18 protein-coding genes are annotated in these 20,766 nt (G+C 62.9%); 3 read left to right on the forward strand and 15 right to left on the reverse strand.

Features of this window, described 5'->3' with window-relative positions; translation table 11 throughout:
- From ACOJTD_RS26415 to ettA, 11 genes are all read right to left on the reverse strand, one after another.
- Window positions 1-405: TIGR00645 family protein (locus tag ACOJTD_RS26415; RefSeq protein ID WP_420135806.1), on the reverse strand; the 405-nt coding region annotated here is incomplete at its 3' end.
- Window positions 406-523: 118 nt separating this feature from the next.
- Window positions 524-1,294 (reverse strand): trans-aconitate 2-methyltransferase, encoded by a 771-nt coding sequence (gene tam / locus ACOJTD_RS26420; RefSeq protein WP_420135807.1) that lies wholly within the window; start codon window positions 1,292-1,294, stop codon window positions 524-526.
- Window positions 1,295-1,411: 117 nt separating this feature from the next.
- Window positions 1,412-2,407: a class II aldolase/adducin family protein gene (locus ACOJTD_RS26425; protein ID WP_420135808.1), complete on the reverse strand. Its 996-nt coding sequence runs from the start codon at window positions 2,405-2,407 to the stop codon at window positions 1,412-1,414.
- 2 nt (window positions 2,408-2,409) lie between these two features.
- Window positions 2,410-4,191, reverse strand: coding sequence for a hypothetical protein (locus tag ACOJTD_RS26430; protein ID WP_420135809.1), 1,782 nt, complete (start codon window positions 4,189-4,191; stop codon window positions 2,410-2,412).
- Entirely contained in the window at window positions 4,188-4,973 is a 786-nt protein-coding gene (locus tag ACOJTD_RS26435) for an HAD family hydrolase (protein WP_420135810.1), read from the reverse strand. The genes ACOJTD_RS26430 and ACOJTD_RS26435 overlap by 4 nt, the downstream gene beginning before the upstream one ends.
- Window positions 4,970-7,024 carry a hypothetical protein gene (locus ACOJTD_RS26440; protein ID WP_420135811.1) on the reverse strand — a complete coding sequence of 685 codons (2,055 nt, stop codon included), beginning with the start codon at window positions 7,022-7,024 and terminating at the stop codon, window positions 4,970-4,972. The genes ACOJTD_RS26435 and ACOJTD_RS26440 overlap by 4 nt, the downstream gene beginning before the upstream one ends.
- Window positions 7,021-7,620: a phosphatidylinositol-specific phospholipase C/glycerophosphodiester phosphodiesterase family protein gene (locus tag ACOJTD_RS26445; RefSeq protein ID WP_420135812.1), complete on the reverse strand. Its 600-nt coding sequence runs from the start codon at window positions 7,618-7,620 to the stop codon at window positions 7,021-7,023. Before ACOJTD_RS26445 ends, ACOJTD_RS26440 begins: the two co-directional genes overlap by 4 nt.
- On the reverse strand, window positions 7,617-8,312 hold the full coding sequence (locus ACOJTD_RS26450) for a glycosyltransferase family 2 protein (RefSeq protein WP_420135813.1): 696 nt from the start codon (window positions 8,310-8,312) through the stop codon (window positions 7,617-7,619). Before ACOJTD_RS26450 ends, ACOJTD_RS26445 begins: the two co-directional genes overlap by 4 nt.
- 21 nt (window positions 8,313-8,333) lie before the next feature.
- On the reverse strand, window positions 8,334-8,711 hold the full coding sequence (locus ACOJTD_RS26455; RefSeq protein WP_420135814.1) for a GtrA family protein: 378 nt from the start codon (window positions 8,709-8,711) through the stop codon (window positions 8,334-8,336).
- A complete protein-coding gene (locus ACOJTD_RS26460; RefSeq protein ID WP_420135815.1) occupies window positions 8,708-10,369 on the reverse strand; it encodes an NTP transferase domain-containing protein in 1,662 nt (553 codons plus the stop codon). Before ACOJTD_RS26460 ends, ACOJTD_RS26455 begins: the two co-directional genes overlap by 4 nt.
- A 470-nt stretch (window positions 10,370-10,839) precedes the next feature.
- Complete coding sequence (gene ettA / locus ACOJTD_RS26465) at window positions 10,840-12,489, reverse strand: energy-dependent translational throttle protein EttA (RefSeq protein ID WP_420135816.1); 1,650 nt, start codon at window positions 12,487-12,489, stop codon at window positions 10,840-10,842.
- Window positions 12,490-12,713: 224 nt separating this feature from the next.
- On the opposite strand from ettA, the gene ACOJTD_RS26470 reads away from it, so the two are divergent.
- Window positions 12,714-12,929, forward strand: coding sequence for a hypothetical protein (locus ACOJTD_RS26470; protein WP_420135817.1), 216 nt, complete (start codon window positions 12,714-12,716; stop codon window positions 12,927-12,929).
- Window positions 12,930-13,014: 85 nt separating this feature from the next.
- On the opposite strand, the gene ACOJTD_RS26475 is transcribed toward ACOJTD_RS26470, so the two are convergent.
- Complete coding sequence (locus tag ACOJTD_RS26475; protein ID WP_420135818.1) at window positions 13,015-14,211, reverse strand: L,D-transpeptidase family protein; 1,197 nt, start codon at window positions 14,209-14,211, stop codon at window positions 13,015-13,017.
- Window positions 14,212-14,689: 478 nt separating this feature from the next.
- On the opposite strand from ACOJTD_RS26475, the gene ACOJTD_RS26480 reads away from it, so the two are divergent.
- The gene (locus ACOJTD_RS26480; protein WP_420135819.1) at window positions 14,690-15,829 is read left to right on the forward strand and encodes a hypothetical protein; all 1,140 of its coding nucleotides are present in this window, start codon (window positions 14,690-14,692) and stop codon (window positions 15,827-15,829) included.
- A 12-nt stretch (window positions 15,830-15,841) separates the two neighbouring features.
- Here ACOJTD_RS26480 and sseA read toward each other — a convergent pair whose 3' ends face one another.
- From sseA to ACOJTD_RS26495, 3 genes are all read right to left on the reverse strand, one after another.
- Window positions 15,842-16,699, reverse strand: a complete 858-nt coding sequence (gene sseA / locus ACOJTD_RS26485) for a 3-mercaptopyruvate sulfurtransferase (RefSeq protein ID WP_420135820.1) — start codon at window positions 16,697-16,699, stop codon at window positions 15,842-15,844.
- A gap of 112 nt (window positions 16,700-16,811) precedes the next feature.
- The gene (locus ACOJTD_RS26490) at window positions 16,812-17,234 is read right to left on the reverse strand and encodes a rhodanese-like domain-containing protein (protein WP_420135821.1); all 423 of its coding nucleotides are present in this window, start codon (window positions 17,232-17,234) and stop codon (window positions 16,812-16,814) included.
- A gap of 158 nt (window positions 17,235-17,392) precedes the next feature.
- A complete protein-coding gene (locus tag ACOJTD_RS26495) occupies window positions 17,393-18,568 on the reverse strand; it encodes a vWA domain-containing protein (RefSeq protein ID WP_420135822.1) in 1,176 nt (391 codons plus the stop codon).
- Between the two features lie 116 nt (window positions 18,569-18,684).
- Between ACOJTD_RS26495 and ACOJTD_RS26500 the strand changes: the two genes are divergently transcribed.
- Entirely contained in the window at window positions 18,685-20,703 is a 2,019-nt protein-coding gene (locus ACOJTD_RS26500; protein WP_420135823.1) for a sensor domain-containing diguanylate cyclase, read from the forward strand.
- The last annotated feature ends 63 nt before the right edge of the window (window positions 20,704-20,766 follow it).

The raw sequence follows: 20,766 nt of genomic DNA on the forward strand, positions 1-20,766 counted from the left end.
CAGATGGATCGACGAGATGCCGATGATAGCCATCGCCAGCTTGATCTTCAGCACGCTCGCATTGACGTGGCTGAGCCATTCCGGCTCGTCCGGATGCCCGCGCAGGTTGAGCCGCGAGACGAATGTCTCGTAACCCCCGACGATCACCATCACCAGCAGATTCGAGATCATCACCACGTCGATCAGTCCCAGCACCGCCAGCATGATCTGCTGCTCGCTGAAATCGAACGAGTGCTGAAACAAATGCCACAGCTCTTTGAGGAACAGGACGACGTAGATGCCCTGGGCGACGATCAGTCCGACATACAGCGGCAATTGCAGCCAGCGCGACCCGAAGATCAGCATGGGAATCGGGCGCAGCGCCGAGCCTTTCGGCGGCAGCGGCGTCTCGGGCGTCAGCGACATTGGGAGTAGCTCCAAACGGGGAAAATTGGCGACCTCTCAAGTGGGAACTCCGTTCGATTCTGTCGAGACGACGAGCAGCGGCGATTAACCGCATCCGCCGCCCAGAATCCTGCGGAAACTACTTGATGGCGACGATGAATATACGCGGAAACCGCAACAGCACCTTGCCGTCCGCCTGTGGCGGATAAGCGGCGGCGATACGCGCCGTATAGGCGGCAAGGTACGCCTTGCGCTCCGGCAGATCGAGCGGATCGACGAACGGTCGCAATCCGGTGCCCTTGACCCATTCGACCACTGCAACGGCGTCGTCGAGCACGTGGTTGTAGACGGTGTGCCAGATCTCCAGCCGGCTGCACAGCGGACGCAGCGCGTCGTAATACACACCCGGCTTCGGCAGCGAATCGCGCAGCTCCGCTGCCTTGGACAGCTGATGACGCCACGGCTCCTGAAACGCCACCTCGCGCATCATGATGTGCGACGGCTCGTCGAGATTGTCAGGCATCTGCACGGCAAGAACGCCGCCCTCACTCAGGCCGGACAGCAGGCGCTTGAGATGCTTCAGATGGTCGGGCACCCACTGAAATACCGCATTGGCAAACAGCACCTCCGTGCCCGCCGGCGGCGCCCAATGCGCGACGTTGGCCTCGATGAATTTGTGCTGCGGCAGCCGCTCACGCGCCTGGCGGAGCATGTCGGCCGAGGTGTCGACGCCGACCACGGCAGCCTCCGGCCAGCGCTCCACCAACAACGCCGTGGAATTGCCGGGCCCGCAGCCGATGTCGGCGACCTTCCCCGGCGCGACGGTGGGAACCTGCGCCAGAAGATCCCGCGCCGGCCGCGTGCGCTCATCCTCGAACTTCAGATACTGCTCGGCACTCCAATCGGCCATCCAACTCCACCCTTACCGGATCGGCTGGAAAGCTATTGATTTTGCGCGATTTTGCAATATCCCGCGGACCGTCTCGCGAGACCCGGCCACGCCGGTGGCGACACCCGGGCGCCGAGGTCAGCGCACGAGCTGGCGACGAAACGCTTCGGCGTCCCAATGGACGATCTCGTTGATCTCTTCGGGCGTCAGCGAGACGATGTCATCGGCCGTGTCGCAGCGAAGCAGAACTTCGCAGTAACACACCAGCATGGCCTCACACGCAGGATTTGCACCCTCGGCGAGCACGACGCCCGCACCTGGCACGACGACGACCGGTGCCACCGGGTGCAATTGCCGCGGGTCCGGACCATCGCCTCGATCGAACACGCCGCAGGCGCCGAGGACGACCGCCTGGTCCGGATACATCACCCAATGCCTCCGCGCTAACTCAGACGCCAACGCATCGAAAGCCGGAGCATGCGCGACCGGATCCTGCGGAAGACGGTAGCCAGCCTCGAGCCACGGCTGAAGAGCGTCAAGCTGTGGCCCGAAGGCCGCCGCGCGCGGAGAGATAGCAACCCGGACGCAGATTTCATCGACGAGGCGCATCGCCTGCGCCGGATCATCGGCGCCGACGACCAGGCCGTGGTTTGCAAGCACCCACACGGCGGGCACGCTACCCATATCGTTCGCCGCCGTCCGCATCGCCTTCGCCAACGGCTCTCCAGGTTTGGCGTAGTCAATCCAGATCCAATCGAGCCCTTCGAGCAACCTTGCAAACGTCACCTGCGCGCCTCGTCGAACCGACCGTGCGATCACGTCGACAGGATGGACATGCGCGACGACGCGATGCGGCAGCACCGCGTGCAGAGCCGTTTCGATCGAGGGGCGGAGCGACGGCTTCGACTCGCGGTCGATCGTGAACGCGTATTCTCCGCGGTCCATCCGCTCATGCAGATCAGGCAGCGAAAGTGACACGAAGATGTCCCGCTCCATCGCATCGGCAAGCCAGGTCCCCGATGCCTTGACGTGCAGATTGACGCCGTCTTTCCACGAGACGTTCCCGCCGGGCCCCTGGACCAGCGACCGATCCTTTCCCAGCCTCGCACTCAACCCGTTGATGGCGCTCCGCATGGCTAGGGCACATCGACATTCAGATCGACCGAACTCGACGGCTCCTTGGTGTAGAACCACGAGCAGCTTTCTTGAACCGCCGAAATCCGAAGGATGTAGCGGCCGGGCTGCCGAGGATACTCGACGACAAGCCAAGCCTCCGCGCTCGCCTGCGGCGCGATCCCGCCCGGCACGACCGTGCGAATCCCGTCGGCGAGCAAGCGCCCAGCGCCGTCGAGCCACTGATAGCTGAGGTTCACTGCCCCCGGCGCGGTCGTGCTGACGAATGGACGGTCCGTGAGATTGGTCGCCCTTACCCGGATGAGCTTGGTCGCTGGCGGCGGAAATAGTCGGTTGAAGCGCGTATCAGGCAACGGGAAAGGACGCTGCTCAAGGACATCGAAATGCGCCTTGTAACTCGGCAGACACTCGGCCGGCGCGTTGGAGCGAGGGTCCAGCGCGCGCGTATAGGGCCAGTAAAGCGGACGGTTCTCCGGAAGAATCCGCTCTTCCCAAACATGAATCCCGCCATAGAGAGCCGCAAAGATCAAAAATGCGTAGATTAACTTCTTGGCCGGCTTCCGAACGAACCAATGCCATGCCTTCGTGAACACACGTCCTCCGACCTCACCCTGAACGACAAGCCCATCCCTCCGAGCATTCATGTACGGCACCAAGAACAGAAAGATGCTCGCCACCTTCATGTAGCCGGAGTAGTGCATCATCACCGCGTCCGCGAAGAAGAGATACAGAACGACAAAGATCGCAGCCGTCGCTCCCAACGCCTGATCTATCGGCGCGCGGACGCGATAGGCGACAGCGAAAAGCCGAACCGATGAGACGAACGCGATCCCGAGCAGGATCAGGAAGACCGTCAACAGGACGAGCTCGCTACGTGCCTGCGCCCCCGCCCCGACGAACGGATGAACGCCCGCGACTCCGCCCGACCAAAACCTCCACCACGCCTTCAATGGCGGTCCGAGAATTCCTTGCGCGGCCCCGGGGTCGACGTTGAGAACAAATCGAACCGCGAACTGAAGGGCAATGAAGGCGAGAACAGGTGCCGCCAGGCAAATGAAGAATGGCGAACGTATCCACGCCACCACAGACGCAAGACGCTCGCCAGCTCCAGCTGCTCGCAATCGATCCAGACCGACGAACAAGAAAAGCAACGCGGGAAGGACGACATAGGCCTCCCGCGACATCACCATGAACGAAAACGGAATAACGGAAAGCCATACCCCAAGTCGCCTGTTACTTCGAAGGCACGTCAATCCGATCAGAAGGAATGCATCCGCCGCAGCATCCGGCAGCCCGTTCAGCAGCGTAACTTGTGTCCCCGCTGACAGCGTCCACAACAGGGACCATGCCGGATGGCACCCGACCGATTGCAAGAGCCATCCGGCGGCAATCGTTCCGGACACCACCAACAGCAAGTAGGTCAGGTAATAGAGAGTTGGCGAAACCCAGCCCTGAAATGTCAGGATCGAGACAGCCTTGGCAAGAAGCGGAAGACCGATACGCTGATATCTATAACCGGGTGTATCGATATGCTTCATCGTCTCCGGAGAACCTCGGAGATCATTCGCAATGTAGTAGTAAAACTGTCCGTCCCATCCGAGATAGACGCCGTCTTCGTAAAGAGGCCGTAGCCCTCTGTCGGCCAGCGGCTTCGGCACACCGAAATGCGACGACGACAGGATGTGAAAATCGATATTCCCTTGGAGACCATTGCGAAGGTAGACGCCCATCGCAATGAGGTGAAAGATTAGGGCGAACAGCCCAATCAGCAGCAGCCGCTTCATTGACGTGCCCCGGCGGCCACGCGCTCCGTACCGCCGCCGTGTTCGATCCGCTCGAGCAGCCGGATCAGATCCGCAAAGTCGGCGAAGGTCGCGTCCGGGCGGTCCTCGCCCGCACCGACCACGACTCCCTTGTGGACCTTCTGCAGTGTCGTGGCGTTGAGGCACTTGCGGGCGCCGCGCACGTCGGTCTCCGGATTGTCGCCGATCATCCAGAGGTTGGCGCCTTTCGGCTGCATTTTCTCGACGGCGATCCGGAACGGCGCCTCATGCGGCTTGTCGTATCCGGACTCCTCGCTGGTCACGATGTAATCGAAATAATGGTCGAGGCCGAAATACACGATCTTGCGGAACTGGATCTGCGCCGTCAGATCAGTGATGACCGCGGTGGGGATGCCGCGCAGCCGCAGGTCGTCGAGCAGTTCCTTGACGCCGTCGAACAAGATCGCGTTGCTCAGAAACGTACGCCAATAGGTCTGCTCGAGATCGAGCGCCATCAGCACCTGAGAGCCGAGACCGATGATCTCCAGCATGCGCTGAAAATACAGCAGCCGGCTGTGGGACGCCGCCGTGTGCTTGAGCCGCCCCTTGACCTGATATCGCGCGCTGTCGAACGCGCGGTCGAACGTGGCGACGTCGATCGCGAACGTCCGGGTCGCCTTCGCCCGGACGGCCTCCATGCCGGCCTCGTGCGCCTCCGCATAGCTGTAAAGCGTGTTGTCGGTGTCGAACAGCACCGCGTCGGGGAACGTGCCAAATCGCTGAGCATCGTTGATGCTGATCATATCAGGCGCCTAATCATTGACTGATTGATGTTTGCGAGGATCACGAGCTGCATGACGCCGAGCATGCCTTCGCGCCACGCAGCTTTCGGATCGAGGAATTCGATGATCTTGGGAAACAGCATCGTCGCGGCGAGCCGGACATCCTCGGCGCCGGTCTCGCCCTCGATCGTCATCATCACGGCTTCGGCGTCGTCGTCGATTTCCAGATCGACATGAAGGCCGCACACCCCGACCAGCACCCGCGCCAGCGACATCTCGTGCAGGCTCTTCCGCGTCATCACAGACAGCTTCAGCCGCGGAGATATCGATGCATCGCCTGCCAGCAGCAGCGGATGAATCGGCTGCAGCGACAGCACCAGATCGGCATGCCGCGACTGCGGTCGCACGAACCTGGCGACGTCCTTCGCGCGCTTCTCCAGCGACGCCAGCACATACTCGACGGTGTGGCCGCGTTCACCCGAGTCCCGGCGGATCTTGTAGTGCCGCCGCAGCGCGTCATCCATGTCGAGATAGACGCTCAAATCGTAACGGGCACGGCAGATCGGCAGGTACAGCGCGTGCAGACCGCTCGCGATGATGATGTCCTTGCCGGCGATCCTGGTGGGCAGCTGCTTCTTGCCACTGGCATGATCGTAGTGCCGCGACTGAATCGTGCGCCTGTCGGCCAGCGCCAAAAGATCGTGCGCGAACGACTCCAGATCGTTCGCAGCCGGGTTCAGATGCGTCATCACCTGCCAGATCGGCTTTTGCCGATCCCAGCGATGATAATCGTCGCCGGAAAGCTGCGTGACGGTGCGCTTGCCGAACAGATCGCCGAGTGCGAGCGCCAGCGTGTCCTTCCCGCTCCCCGAATCCCCGGCGATGCCGATGATGAAGGGCTTGCGGTTCAGCCGCAGGAAATCGTTCGCGGCCACCGACCGGCGCCACACCTGCAGCGCCATGATGAGACCGAGCGCCGCCATGGCGGTGTGCAGCAGAGACACGAGGTGCCGCCCGAGATCATCGCCGATGGCGATATTCCACGCCCCGACCTGAACGGCCGCGCCACCGCTCGCCGACAGCAATTGGATCAGCAGGCTCCCGCAGACAAAAGCGACCGAAAACACCGCCGACAAGACGATCGCCTGCATGCCGCCTCGCGCCTGATGAACGACGAGCAGCGGCATGATCCAGCAATACCAGCCCGGCGCGGCACGAGTGAAAATCACCACCATCAGGAAGGCGATGCCGAGCGTGGCGAAGAACAGGTCGAAATTGATCCGCCGGAAGCGCCACTCGGCGTAGAGCACCAACACGTAAGCCAGCGGCACCAGATAGATGCTGAAGCCGGAGCCGATCGGCAGCGCCGCTTCATAGACTTTGGAGATTTCCGGATTCTGGAACAGCATCGTCACGGCAGCGGACGATGCGAAAAACGGCGCGCACCAGACGATGCCACCGAGCAGAAGACCCTTCGCATAGGTCCAGGCGTCCTCGGAGAACGCCCAGTTGTTGGCAAGGTAGATGAAGACGAACGGGACGGCGATGAGCATGCTCATCTTCGCCGAGATCGCCGCGGCCATGACGAACCCTGACAGCGCGAATTGCTGCCTGCGGATCAGGAGCAGCGCCAGCGTCAGGAGCGCGACAGGAAGAAGGTCGTTAAAGCCCTGCGCATAGGTCGCGTAGAGCACGAGCGGTGACAGCCAATAGGCGAACAACAGCAGACGCGGCGTGCAATTGATGATCTGCCGGAGCAGCAGCATCAAGGCGAGATCGGCGCACAGCAAGGTCGCCTTATAGCCGACGATCACCGGAAGACCGGCCAGCTTGGCAACCGCACTGAGCGGCAAGAACGCCAGCCACATGACGTAGCCGTAGGGAAACGCGGCCGGGTTTCCGCCATTCGCGAGAAAGACCTGCCAGGGATCGAGGCTGAAGCTGGACAGCGAGCTGTCGATGAACGGGGCGTACCAGATCGTCGCGGCTGTCGGCGCGATCGCAAATAGTAGCAGGAGTCGAACCGCGAGCCCGGCCGCGAACAATGGATCGATGATCAATTGCTTCATCATGCTGACGCGGCCTCCCATAAATCCGGGCGCTTGGTGCACACGGCGGCAGGCTGAATGTCGCGCTCCGCGAGCAGGCGGCAAAGCTCGGGGATCTCCGTCTCGGCGGCCCGCCCTTGCAGTTCAGGCGACACCACGCAAAGCTTGAAGCCCGCAGATGTGAGCCGCGCTGCCTCGGCCGAAGAGAGCGGAAACCGTGTGAAGCAGTCCACCCATATCCACTCGACCTGTCCCGCCAGCGCCAAGGCTGTCTCGATCGATTCGTATTCGGAGACCCGGACCGCCGACTTGGTGACACCGGCCTTCGCCCACTTCACCAAAAACGGAAACGACTGATCGAGGAAGAAGTAGTCCTCGATACCGTGCGCCGTCATGGCTTCGATCAGCCTTTGCTCGAGCCCCTCTTCTTTGACGTTGAGGATCAGGGTGCGATGCTGGAAGCCGGTCAGCCAATCGTCGAAGCGCTCTCCAGGCAGAAACGGGTCGTGGACCACGACGAGATCGTCGCCGTGGCTCCGGACGTCCATCTCGATGCCATACTTCGAGGGAGTGGCCAGGAGGTCCGCCCGCGTATTCCGGCGGTGTGCGATCAAAATCATTGGCTCAGCCTGCCTTTCAGCTCGAAGCTGAAATCAACGGTGCGTTTGATGAATTTCCATTTGGACCGGAGATCAACGTTCCAGTGCGAAACGCCGTGAGCGCGTTCGCCGAACACGACCGGAAATCGATGCACCGGAAGACCGGCGCGGCGCGCCTGGTAATACGCGTAGAGGTCGAGCGAAAAATCGTGAGGCGGATTCTGCCAGGTCTCGAAGAACGCACGTGAGAACATTGTCGGCTGTGCATTGATGTCCCACAGCCGTTCGCGCAGCAGGAGCGTCTCGAACGCGCTCATACCGACCGTGAACACCACATCCTTGAACGGCCGCCCGCGCCTCTGTCCCTTCACGAAAATTCCGGGACCGTGTGCAGCGAACAGACGGAGGCCCGACAGCAGGTCGAGCGGGTCGGTCTGCAGATCCGCATGGGTCCATGCGAGCAGATCGCCTTGCGCGGCGCGCAGTCCCGACAGGATACCGAATCCATAGCCTTGATTGATGTCGACACGGACGGACCTGCAGCCCGGATGGCGTGACAGCGCCTCCTCGAGGACAGCGGGCGTTCCGTCGGATGAGCCATTATCGACAATGATCACTTCGACATCGGCCTGCGCGGCGAGCGCGCTGCAGCGCTCCAGCAACAGCGGCAGGTTGCGAGCTTCGTTAAAACAAGGAATGACCAATGAAAGCACTGAACAGCCTTTCGGCGGTAATTAGCGATAAACGAAAAATTTCATTCCAAGAAAGTTGAGGCTTGCCGACACGCCCGTCGCAAAAACGAAACCGCAGACGACTGCGACGCTCGAGTAAGGCAGTACTTTCAGAACCCCGCTGTTAACGACGACATTCGTAACCGCCGTTCCTGCGTAGAGCATCGCAAACCGCGGCACGCTGCCTGCCGCCACATCCTTGTGGCCGAATGTCCAGAAACGATTGGCGAAGTACGCGAATACGGTTCCGGCCACGAACCCCAGCGCCTTTGCGAGCGCGACCCCAACCCCGATCCAAACCAGACTGACATAGCAAACGAAGTCGATCGCGACAGTGATGATGCCAACGACGATGAAGACGGGCAGTTCTCGCTTGATCATGCGAACTGCTTGGGTCTGTCCGGGACCCGGTAACGAGCTTCGAGATCCGGAAGCGCAGCGGCAGGAAGGCGGCCGTCCCGCTCCAGTCGATACGGGTGACCGGACCATTTGTGAAAACACGACTGCCAGTACTCGAAGGTCCGCAAATCATTGGGCGTCCCCCACGACAGGTAATGATCGACTTCGAAGACACGGCAGTTCATCCCCAGAGCGATCGCTTCGTTGATGCAGGAGTCGAGGTAAAATTCGTTATTGACGCGAATCCCACGATCGATCAGGCGCGAGACCGCCCGGCGCAAATCGTCGGCCCTGCGGAAGGTGAACGTGCCCAGCACCAGCGGGTCGGTCGCCGGGGATGCCAGGGGCGCCTTGACCGAGACGTGGCGGATGCGGCCATCGACCGCGTCGATCCACCCGAACATCTCCGGATGGCGCACAGCATTCGCGTGGCCGCGGGCCGCCCAGACCACCACGTCGACGGTCTCATCGTTCAGCAAAGGCTGAAGAGCCTCGGGGTCGTAGAGCACACCGAAGTCACATGACGCGATCGTAACCGGCCCGGGGAGAGTCCCGCAGCGGCGCTCGAGCGCGTCGAGTCCGAGAATAGCGGTACAAGCCTGCCCGTCCGTGAGGCCGGGGATGGTTTCGATCACAGCTGAGGAAAATTCTCGAACCAGCTCGGTCGCGATCTGCTCCTCTCCGGGCATATCGCGGCGAAGCACAAAACAGGACTCGACCGACGGGGGAAGATCGCGGGCGGCCTGCACCACCATCGGCCTTCCGGACACGGGGATCAACGGCTTCGGCAAGCCGTAGCCCTCCCGCGTGAAGCGTTGCCCAAGGCCAGCCAGGAGAACGACCTGGCTTCCCACGGCCGGCATCGCGGCTCGCGGCCCGACCAGCTTGCGAAACGCCTGCGACCAGCCGACATATTCGGCCAGATCCTCCGGCGTCCCCCACTGCATGAAGTGCTGCAACGGATAGACAGCGACGGGCAGCTTTCTGGCGAACAGTTCCTTGTAGGTCAGACTGACGTAGAACTCACCGCCGGTATCGAGACCGTGTTCGATCGCGCCGCGGAACGCGTCTTCCATCAACGCGCCAGTCTCGAAGTAATAAGTGCCGCTCGAGGCGTACTCGTCCATCCGGTTGTCGGTGAAAGGACGCTTCTCCTGAATATCCTGCACCCAGCCGCCGGTCTCGCGGAGATAGGCGTAGTTGGTGCTACCAAGGCTGTGAGGATGGAATCCCTTGTAGCTGGGGATCGCGCCGGCGCAGCCAGTCTCTGCGACAAATCGGCGGAAATCCTGCCAATCCCAAAAGCACGCAAAATCGCAGTAATTGACGACGACCGGACCGTCGCGGCGAATAAACTCAGATGCCTGCAGAACCGCGTGAACTGGTCCCAGTTTATGAGCCGGAATTCCAACGATCCGTCCCGTCGGGCAGCATCGCTGCAGGATCTCACGCATCCGAAAGGTCGGTTCGGCGAGATGACCTTCATTGCAAATGAAGAGAAAGTCCGTCTCCCCCGGAAATAGCCCAACGACCCACTCGATGATCGGTTTTCCGTCGATCTCGATCAGGGGCTTCGGGACGGAGTAACCGGCCTTGCGAAACCGTTCGCCGAAGCCGGACATGGGGACAATAATCTGCATGCTGATAATTGCAGTGCAGCGCAGGCTCGGAAGCCGAATGCGCGTATTATGATACCATCATCGATGAACACAACCAGAAGCGTGTCCATAGGGGAGATGCCTATGGACGTCAATGCAGTGGCTTATGATTTTGAAAGGCCCGGGTTTCGACCCAGGTGCGAACAGCTGAACGCTTAGCTGTACAGCCCTAACGGCAGTCAGGATTTCGCAGCGCGCTACTAAATTACCGCCGCCAACCGTGAAGTACCAAGAAACGAATTGGCGCTGATCAATCGGCCGGCGCCCGCACGACCGAATTGAGGTCGGATGCAGGCGCCTTTTCGCGACAGCCAGCTTCGCTGCGAACGCCGGCAGACGATCGAATAATCAATTCCCGGGTGCCGGAAAGAGCAGAAGGCGCAGTATTCAAATACCGAGCCGCCTTCCCAAACATTTTGGCACCCTCATCGTCGCCGCTCACGCCGGCGAGATTATCGAGTGAGCTTCTTGTACTTCGCGCGATGCGGGATGATGGCGTCCTGGCCGAGGCGGCGCATCTTGTCCTTCTCGTAGTCCTGGAAGTTGCCTTCGAACCACTCGACGTGGCTGTCGTCTTCGAACGCCAGGATGTGCGTGGCGATGCGGTCGAGGAACCAGCGGTCATGGCTGATGATCACGGCGCAGCCGGCGAAATCCTCAAGGGCCTCTTCGAGCGCACGCAGCGTGTCGACGTCGAGGTCGTTGGTCGGTTCGTCGAGCAGCAGCACGTTGGCACCCGACTTCAGCATCTTGGCGAGATGGACGCGGTTGCGTTCACCGCCCGACAGCGAGCCGACCTTCTTCTGCTGGTCGCCGCCCTTGAAGTTGAAGGCGGAGCAATAGCCGCGCGAGTTGACTTCCTTCTTGCCGAGCAGGATCAGCTCGTTGCCGCCGGAAATCTCCTCCCACACCGTCTTCTTGCCGTCGAGCGCGTCGCGCGACTGATCGACGTAGCCGAGATGCACGGTCTCGCCGACCGTGATGGTGCCGGAATCGGGCTTCTCCTGACCAGTGATCATGCGGAACAGCGTGGTCTTGCCGGCGCCGTTCGGGCCGATCACGCCGACGATGCCGCCCGGCGGCAGCTTGAAGGTGAGATCGTCGATCAGCAGCTTGTCGCCGAACCCCTTGGTGAGGTGTTCGAAGTCGACCACGTTATTGCCGAGCCGCTCCGCGACTGGAATGATGATCTGCGCGGTCTGGGTTTGCTTCTCGGACGCCTTGGCGAGCAGCTCTTCGTAGCGCTGGTAGCGCGCCTTGGACTTTGCCTGGCGGGCCTTCGGCGACGAGGCGATCCACTCCTGCTCGCGCTCCAGCGTCTTCTGATGCGCCGCGTCCTCGCGACCTTCCTGCAGCAGACGCTTCTGCTTCTGCACCAGCCAGGACGAGTAGTTGCCCTCGTAGGGGATGCCGCGGCCGCGGTCGAGCTCGAGGATCCAGCTGGTGACGTTGTCGAGGAAGTAGCGATCGTGGGTGACGATCAGGATCGCGCCCGGATAGTTGCGCAGATGGCTTTCCAGCCACGACACGCTCTCGGCGTCGAGATGGTTGGTCGGTTCGTCGAGCAGCAGCAGATCGGGTTGATCGAGCAGCAGCTTGCACAGCGCGACGCGGCGGCGCTCGCCGCCCGACAATTTGGTGACGTCGGCATCGTCCGGCGGGCACCGCAGCGCGTCCATAGCCTGATCGACCTTGCTGTCGAGATCCCACAGACCGGCGGACTCGATCTGGTCCTGCAGCGCCGTCATCTCGTCGGCGGTCTCGTCCGAGTAGTTCATCGCCAGCTCGTTGTAGCGATCGAGGATCGCCTTCTGCTTGGCGACGCCCAGCATGACGTTGTCACGAACGGTCAACGCCGGATCGAGCTGCGGCTCCTGTTCCAGATAGCCGACGCGGGCGCCCTCGGCGACCCAGGCCTCGCCGGTATATTCCTTGTCGATCCCCGCCATGATCTTCAGCAGGGTCGATTTACCGGCGCCGTTCACACCGAGCACACCGATCTTGGCGTCCGGGTAGAACGACAGATGCACGTTATCCAGCACCTTGCGGGTCGGATAGGCCTTGGTGAGACCCTGCATGAAGTAGACGAACTGGCGAGCCATGGGGGTCCTTGAAAAGTCAGAGTGTGCGGGGGATTAGGTTGCCGCTGATGTAGCGGGACGCCTGCCAAAGGGCAACCCGAGCGAGCGTCGTTAACGGATCCTTCAGCACAACTGCGAAGCGCGTGCGCCTCCCGACAATTCGCACAAAGTTTTAACGGCCCCGATCAAAAGTCGATGCAGGCGACGGCGCGTCGCGCGCCGCCGATGTTGACCACGAGGCCATCATGGGACGCTTCCTGTCGACACCCGTTGAATCCGACGCGGCGGACTCCGTGCTCCCGCGCGCGCGCCTGATCGACGAGATCGGGGAGTTCTGGAGCCAGTTCTTCGTGCAGGCCTTCAGCCCCTACCGGCCCGAGCTACATTACATGCGGGGTCCAGGGCCGGCGTGGCGCGCCAAGCATGGCCGGGACGCTGCGCCACCGGATCGCAGCGCCTGAAACGCCAGAGCCCCAGCCCCTCACAGCAAAACGCCCGCGCAGATCGCTCTGCGCGGGCGTTTTGGTGTTCAGGCCAGCGACCGGATCAGCGTATCGTCACCGGAGCCGGCAGCGGTGCAACCGAGGTCGGCTGGGCGCCGGGCATCGAGGACATCTGCGGCGAAGCCGACGGCGCCGCGGAGGCGACCGGCTGCGGAGCCGCGCTCGCCGTCGCCGGCGGCGGACCGCCCGGCAGCACGACCACGCGGGTGCCGACCTTGGCGCGCTCGAATAGATCGCTGACGTCCTCGTTCAGCATTCCGATGCAGCCGGACGACACGAACTTGCCGATCGTCGAAGGCTGGTTGGTGCCGTGGATACGGTAGACGGTGGAGCCGAGATACATCGCGCGCGCGCCGAGCGGATTGCCGGGGCCGCCCGCCATGAAGCGCGGCAGATAAGGCTGGCGCTCGATCATCTCGGTCGGCGGGTGCCAATCCGGCCACTCCGCCTTGCGGGTGATCTTCTGCACGCCGGTCCAGGTAAAGCCGTCGCGACCGACGCGAACGCCGTAGCGCATAGCTCGGCCGTTGCCGAGCACGTAGTACAGATATGTGTGGCTGGTATCGACCACAATCGTGCCGGCCGGCTCCTTGGTCTGGAACGCGACTTCCTGACGGCGCAGGTTCGGCGGGAGCTGGAATTCCTGATTGGCTTCCGGCTGATCTTCCGGCGGCAGCGCGGCCACCTGCAGCGGCTGCCCGTTGGCGCCCGACTGCAAGGATCCGGTCGCCTGTTGCGGAGCGCCGGACTGTCCGACGCCTTCCGGAGGACGCGGCGACCCATCGCCGGTGTTGGAATAGATCACCGGAGGCGGACCGGCGGGACGGCCATAGCGCGGATCATCCGGCGACATCACCGGGCCCTGGGGCGCGGCCCCACGATCGGAATACACCGGAGCGCCCATAGGACGGCCATAACGCGGATCGTCCGGGGACATCACCGGCCCCTGCGGGACAGGCGCGCGCTCCGAATAGACCGGCGCGCCGGCCGGACGGCCATACCGCGGATCATCGGGAGACATTACCGGACCAGGCGGCGGCAAAGTCGCGGACTGGCCGGCCGGCGCTCCTTCTTCATCGTCGACATTGTCGAAATCCGGCAACTGGCGGCGGTAATCGCCCGGCGCAGCCGTCGCGTAGGATCCAGGCGCAGCAGAGTAGCTCTGCGCGTGCGCCAGGGAAGTTCCGACCGCCATCGCCGCAGCCGTTGCCAACAACGTCAAGATTCGATTGTTCATCATCGCCCGCTTATAGACCGAAGCCGAGACCGGATCGTTAATGGGGCTGATGCCGGATGATCACGGCACATTCAAGACAAGACCGGCACAATGACGCCAAAATCGGCGTGATTTCGATTGCGGCGCCGCATTTGGCGCGTTTCCACCGGCCACCGCGACATCCGCGCAACAGCCGGCGCCGCTGGACCGATCAGCAGTTCGGCGGGTGTGCCGACCGGCAGGCCCGAAGTTCTGAGCGCCTCCCCGAGATGAACGGATAGCAAGAGTTAGCGCTGTCACCGCGACGCAACTCAGCGTGCGGCGAAGCGACTCGGTCTAAATTTTCGAGCCGTGCCGCTGACCCGTTGCGCTATTCTCGACAAGCTTTGATTCGCGGACGGCGTGGTACAGCGCCCGGTCGAGCAAGGCAGCGTCGTCGCCGCGTTTGGTTGTTGCTCAATGTGTCTTCGCGCGCGTGTGCCGAAGATGGAATGAACCCGAGATGCTTCCCGGAGTCCGGTTCCTGTTCGCGGCGGTTGCGCTTGCGGTATCGATGCTGGTGTTTGGCCTCGGCGCCGCCGCCCTCTTGCGTGCCGCGCATGAGCAATTCGCCAACGAGATGTCGGTCCGCCCCGCCCCGATTGCGGTCGCTGCCTGGCCGAGCCAGTCCGCGACGCCGACCTTGAGCATGCTACGGGTCGAGCCCACGACCGAAACTCCCGCGCAAGAGACTCCAGCCGCGGCGCCGCCGGCTGCACCCGACGTTGCCCCGCAGCCTGCCCAACCGAGTGCACCGGTCGCGCCGGCCGTATCGGCCTCTGAACCCTTGGCGAGCACGACCAAGCCCGACACCACGCCGAGTGACGCGAAGCCCGCCGAGGCAAACTCGCCGGTTGCGAAGCCGTCCGATGCCGCGGCGGGCGCGCCGGCTCCCGCCGCACCCGTCGCAGAAGTGCCCGCGCAACAGACAGCCCCCACGCTGTCCCGAGAGATCGCGACTGCTCCGACACCCCTGCAAAGCCAGTCTGAGGCGCCGCAGCCGGAGCTCAAACCGCAGCCTGCACCGGTGCCGTCGAACGCTACTCCCGCCCCCGGCAACTCGACCGTAGCTGAGATCCCGGCGGCCTCCGATCAAACCAAGCTTTCTGATCACGCCAAGCCGGCTGATGCCAAGCCCGCGGACGAGAAAGCCGACGCCGCGGCTCCGGGTGCCAACCAATCGGCGCCCCCTGCCAAGGCCGAACCTCCGGCCGTCGTCAGCTCCGAGCCTGCTCCCGCAGAACCTTCCAATGCGGAGCCTCTGGAGAAGGTCGCTGCGCTGACCGGGCCCATTCCGACGCCCCGGCGAGATCCGCGCGCGCCCACGAAGCCCGTCGTCCAGACCTCCGATCGGCCGGCCTCTTCGGATGGAGCGGGCTCTGAGGAGCAGGCTGCAAAGCCCAGCGCCGCGGAAGCGGCGACGTCAGGTGCTTCTGCCGCTAAAGCCCAGCCCACGGCCGAGACCAAGCCGAAGGCGACCAGCCGCGCGCAAGTGAAGCGTAAGGTGAAGCGTCGGCGCCAGAGCGAAGCGCCGAGCGCCCGACCGGTCATTGCACGCCCCGCGGCGGCGCCTCTCCCGCCGTTCGGCTTTCCGCCGAGTTGAGGCGAGCTCGGTCTAGGCCGGCCCCGTGGCGACTGGCGGACCGTCTTGCATCCCCCACTCCGACCATGAGCCGTCGTAGAGGGCGGAGCCGCGGACGCCGAGCCGGTAGAGCGCGAGCGTCAGCACAGCGGCCGAGACCCCTGAGCCGCAACTGGTGACGATGGGTCGGTCGAGATCCACGCCTGCCCGAACAAATGCCGCGCGCAGTTCGTCGCGGGATTTCATCAGGCCGGTATTAGCGTCGAACAGTTCGTTGTAAGGTAGGTTGCGGCTGCCCGGGATATGGCCGGCGCGCAATCCCGGACGCGGCTCGGGCACGCGGCCTTCGAAGCGATCGGCCGCGCGGGCGTCGATCACCTGTTCGGTCGCTATTTCGAGATTCTCGACCATCTGCTGCTTGCTGCGGACATAGGCCGGATCGAGCGTCGCGGTGAAGTTTCCAGGCGACGGCGACGGCTTGCCAGATTCAGTCGGCCGGCCTTCCGCCCTCCACTTCTTCAGGCCGCCCTCGAGAATGCGCACATTGTCGTGGCCGAAAGACAGAAACATCCACCACGCACGCGGCGCCGCAACCCAGCCGCCAGCGTCGTAGACCACCACCGTATCGTCCGAAGATACGCCTAGTGCAGCGACATCACGGGCAAACTGCGCTGCGTCCGGGAACATGTGCGGCAACGGATCGGCGTGATCGCAAACCTCTTCGACATCGAAATACACCGCGCCGGGAATGTGCGCGGCCAGATAGTCGTCAGTCGGCCGTGGCATCACGCCCGGCATTTTGAACGAAGCGTCGAGCACCTTGACCGTCGGATCGCCGAGCTTCGCGGCCAGCCATTCGGTGGACACCAACGGGTCATCGGTTGCAGTCATCAGCGGAACCTCGACGCGGATATTGAAAGACCTCGCGCCGGTCACCGGCGCGCCGTCTGCATTGAAAGCGAGTATGACTGGGCGGCGTCAAGCCGCCCGTGCGAGCCGGGCCTCAGCCTTTCGGCGCCTTCGGGACCCATGCTTCGACCGGTCCGCCGGCATCACGCCAGGCGCCGAAGCCGCCTTCGATATGGGCAACCGGCTTCAATCCCATGTCCTGCGCAGTCTTGGCAGCAAGAGCCGAACGCAGGCCGCCCGCACAGTAGAACACGAACTTCTTGTCCTGCTGGAAGATCGGCTTGGCGTAAGGGCTCTGCGGATCGATCCAGAATTCCAGCATGCCCCGCGTGCAGGAGAACGAGCCTGGGATCTTGCCGTCGCGCTCGATCTCGCGGGGATCGCGAATGTCGACGATTACGACGTCTTCGGCACCCGACTTCTGCAATGCAATCGCGTCCGCCGTACTCAGGGTCTCGATCGACGCGTTGGCCTCGTCGATCATGGCCTTGATGCCGCGGGTGATGGTCTGGGACATGGTCGTTCCTCGAGTCTTCTTCTTTGCAAATGATCCTGGCCTGCCGGCCGCGGGAAGCATCTCGACGCGCCTGATGCGAACCGCCGATCGACGAGCATCACCGACGATCAGGAAACGTCTCGGATGATGGGCTCCTCGACAGGGCCGTGACTGCGCGTTCAGCGAACCAGTTCGCGCATCGCGTTTTCGAGGCCCTCGATCGTGATCGGATACATCCGTTCGGAGAACAACCGACGGATGATCGTGGTGGATTCCGAGTAGTCCCAGTGCCGCTGCGCCACCGGATTGAGCCACACCGCGTGCGGATAGGTGCGCAGCACGCGATCGAGCCAGACCGAACCGGCCTCCTCGTTGACATGCTCGACCGAACCGCCCGGCACCATGATCTCGTAAGGCGACATCGACGCGTCGCCGACGAACACCACTTTGTAGTCGTGCGGAAATTTGTGCAGTACGTCCCAGGTCAGGGTGCGGTCGGTGAAGCGGCGCTTGTTCTGCTTCCACACGCCTTCGTACAGGCAGTTGTGGAAGTAGAAGTACTCCATATGCTTGAACTCGCTCTTCGCGGCCGAGAACAGCTCCTCGACCTGCGCGACATGAGAGTCCATCGAACCGCCGATATCGAAGAACACCAGGACTTTGACGGCGTTGCGCCGCTCCGGCCGCATATGGACGTCGAGGTAGCCGTGATTGGCGGTCTCTCGGATCGTCGCATCGAGATCGAGTTCGTCCGGTGCGCCCGTGCGCGCGAATTTACGCAGCCTGCGCAGCGCCACCTTGATATTGCGGATGCCGAGCTCGACGTTGCCGTCCAGATCCTTGAACTCGCGCTTGTCCCACACCTTCACGGCGCGCTGGTGCCGGCTCTTCTCCTGGCCGATCCGCACGCCCTCGGGATTGTAGCCCTCGGCGCCGAACGGCGAGGTCCCGGCGGTGCCGATCCATTTATTGCCGCCCTGATGCCGCTTCTTCTGTTCCTCGAGGCGCTTCTTCAAGGTCTCCATGAGCTTGTCCCAGCCCATCGCCTCGATCTGCTTCTTCTCTTCCTCGGTCAGATATTTCTCGGCGAGCTTCTTCAGCCATTCGGCCGGGATCTCGGCCTTCTCCATCGCGTCGAGGAGATTTTCCAGCCCCTTGAAGGTCGCGCCGAAAACCCGATCGAATTTGTCGAGATTGCGCTCGTCCTTCACCAGCGCCGCGCGCGACAGATAGTAAAAATTCTCCACGCTCTGATCCGCGAGGTCGGCGTCGAGCGCCTCCATCAGCGTCAGATACTCGCGAAGCGTGACCGGAACCTGGGCGTCGCGCAGCGACGTGAAGAACTGAAGGAACATGAACGACAGATTGCCCGAGCGATACGGCCCGTCAAGGGCGCAGATGCGGATTTGCCGCTGTTGAAAAACCGTCGCGAAACGGCGAATGCCGCCAAACGGAACGATCGGATTATAGGTTGGGTAAGCAAAGCCGTTGCAGGTGTGTGCGGGCAACAAACCGATCGCCGATGACCTCCCGCAAGCTCCCATGGACCAATCTGACCGGTCGGCTGTCGACGCCGGTCCTGATCGTCACGGTCTTCGTCGTGGCGCTCAGCGCCTGCGTCGTGGGGCTGGTGATCTGGAAGGAGTACGACGCGCGGGAGAATGCGCTCGCCCAGAGCGAAACCGAGATGCGGAACCTGGCTCACTCGCTGGCGGAGCATGCGTCGCATACGATCCAGGCGATCGACGTGGTGATGGATGACATGGTTGCGTTCCTGCGGCTGCAGGACAGGCCCGACCGCCCGACGTTCGACGCGCGGCTTCGCGAAGTCGTCGACAATCTCACCCAGATCAGCGACCTCGTCGTTCTGAACGCAGCCGGCGATGTCGAATACGCCTCGCTGCCGACGCCCCCTTCCCTCAACAACGCCGACCGCAACTATTTCATCTATCACCGCGATCACGCCGACAGGACGCTTCGCATCACCGGGCCGATCCTGTCGCGCTATTCGGGACGGCCTATCATTGCGCTGACCCGCCGAATCGAAAACGCCGACGGCAGCTTCTCCGGAGTCGTGATTGCCACGATCGACCGGGGCTATTTCACCGATTTCTACAAGACGCTCGATCTCGGGGCCGGCGGGGCGATCACGCTCGCAGGCGGCACCGGCCGCATTCTGATCCGCTGGCCTTCCGCGGCCGAGGGCAAGGATCTGACCCGATCGGCGCTGTTCCGGGAGCTGCTTCCCCGCAGCTCCAAGGGCTACAACATCGAGCAGTCACCGTTCGACGATCTGATCAAATACTACGCCTACGAGCGGGTTCAGCGCTACCCGCTGATCGTCACCGTGGCCCGGACTCAGGATTCGGTTCTGGCACGGTGGCGCGAGGGAATCCGGTCGGACACCCTGGTCGCGATCGCGATGCTGGCCTGCATTGTGCTGATGGCCGCCGTGCTCGCCGGGCAATTGCGTCATCGCGAGCGCTTCGAAGCCATCCTGCGCGAACGTGACGCCCGGCATCGTCTGATCGACGCAAACATCGGCGACGTGGTGGTGCTGCTCGACGAACGCGGCGTCGTGACCTTCGTGTCCGAGTCCGTCGAGGGCGTCCTCGGCTTCACCGCTGAAGAGATGATCGGCCGCACCTATCTCGACATGCTTTACCCGGACGATATCGCACCTCTGCGGGCGATGGGAAGACAGCTGGCACAATGCCGCGAGGGCCTGCGCGCGGAATTTCGGATGGAGCGCGCCGACGGCACTCTCGTCTGGCTCGAGGCGAATTTCAGGTTCACGCGCCAGAACGGAAAGCCAGGCAATCACATCGTCTGCACGTTGCGCGACGTGACCCGCCGCAAGCAGATGGAAGATGAAGTCGAAGCCCTCAATTCCCGCCTGGCGGAACTGGCGCGAACCGACGGTCTTACTGGCCTGCCCAATCGCCGGGCTCACGAGGATTTCATCGAGAGCGCGTTCGCGACCCACGCCCAACTGTCGGTGCTGATGATCGACGTCGATCATTTCAAGGGCTTCAACGACGAGCTCGGCCATCAGGCCGGCGACGAGGGCCTGAAGCTGATCGGCGCACTGCTGGCGGCGGCCGTGACGGACCGCGGCGGACATGCGGCACGCTACGGCGGCGAAGAGTTCGCGGTGGTCCTGCCGGGTGCCAGCGCCGACATAGCGATGGAGCTGGCCGATATCATTCGTCGTGAGGTTCGCGACCTCAGCCTTGCCAATCCCGACTCACCCTCCGGCTATCTGACGGTCAGCATCGGCGTAGCCAGTCGGACGTCCAGCATGGGCGAGCCAGCGACCCTGGTGCGCGATGCCGATATGGCGCTGTATCAGGCTAAGCGCAGTGGCCGTAACCGCTGCGTTGCCTCCTTTGTGCATATCGGCGACGCCGCGCCCCTGGCTCCGGTGGCGGATGCCAACCCGCAGTCTCGCCCCCAGGCACGAGGGCAGCTTCGAGTTCCAAACGCCTAGACCCTGCAGGCTCCTTTCCACTAAAGTCGGCCAGCCGCGGCCGATCAGACCGCGACGAGAGCA

The sequence above is a fragment of the Rhodopseudomonas sp. genome (assembly GCF_048594845.1).
GTDB lineage: Bacteria > Pseudomonadota > Alphaproteobacteria > Rhizobiales > Xanthobacteraceae > Rhodopseudomonas.

Excerpts from the sequence above, each read along its gene's own strand:
- tam (WP_420135807.1), bottom strand. The coding sequence starts at position 1,294 with ATGGCCGATTGGAGTGCCGAGCAGTATCTGAAGTTCGAGGATGAGCGC.
- ACOJTD_RS26425 (WP_420135808.1), bottom strand. The coding sequence starts at position 2,407 with ATGCGGAGCGCCATCAACGGGTTGAGTGCGAGGCTGGGAAAGGATCGG.
- ACOJTD_RS26430 (WP_420135809.1), bottom strand. The coding sequence starts at position 4,191 with ATGAAGCGGCTGCTGCTGATTGGGCTGTTCGCCCTAATCTTTCACCTC.
- ACOJTD_RS26435 (WP_420135810.1), bottom strand. The coding sequence starts at position 4,973 with ATGATCAGCATCAACGATGCTCAGCGATTTGGCACGTTCCCCGACGCG.
- ACOJTD_RS26440 (WP_420135811.1), bottom strand. The coding sequence starts at position 7,024 with ATGATGAAGCAATTGATCATCGATCCATTGTTCGCGGCCGGGCTCGCG.
- ACOJTD_RS26445 (WP_420135812.1), bottom strand. The coding sequence starts at position 7,620 with ATGATTTTGATCGCACACCGCCGGAATACGCGGGCGGACCTCCTGGCC.
- ACOJTD_RS26455 (WP_420135814.1), bottom strand. The coding sequence starts at position 8,711 with ATGATCAAGCGAGAACTGCCCGTCTTCATCGTCGTTGGCATCATCACT.
- ACOJTD_RS26460 (WP_420135815.1), bottom strand. The coding sequence starts at position 10,369 with ATGCAGATTATTGTCCCCATGTCCGGCTTCGGCGAACGGTTTCGCAAG.
- ettA (WP_420135816.1), bottom strand. The coding sequence starts at position 12,489 with ATGGCTCGCCAGTTCGTCTACTTCATGCAGGGTCTCACCAAGGCCTAT.
- ACOJTD_RS26470 (WP_420135817.1), top strand. The coding sequence starts at position 12,714 with ATGGGACGCTTCCTGTCGACACCCGTTGAATCCGACGCGGCGGACTCC.
- ACOJTD_RS26475 (WP_420135818.1), bottom strand. The coding sequence starts at position 14,211 with ATGATGAACAATCGAATCTTGACGTTGTTGGCAACGGCTGCGGCGATG.
- ACOJTD_RS26480 (WP_420135819.1), top strand. The coding sequence starts at position 14,690 with ATGCTTCCCGGAGTCCGGTTCCTGTTCGCGGCGGTTGCGCTTGCGGTA.
- sseA (WP_420135820.1), bottom strand. The coding sequence starts at position 16,699 with ATGACTGCAACCGATGACCCGTTGGTGTCCACCGAATGGCTGGCCGCG.
- ACOJTD_RS26490 (WP_420135821.1), bottom strand. The coding sequence starts at position 17,234 with ATGTCCCAGACCATCACCCGCGGCATCAAGGCCATGATCGACGAGGCC.
- ACOJTD_RS26495 (WP_420135822.1), bottom strand. The coding sequence starts at position 18,568 with ATGTTCCTTCAGTTCTTCACGTCGCTGCGCGACGCCCAGGTTCCGGTC.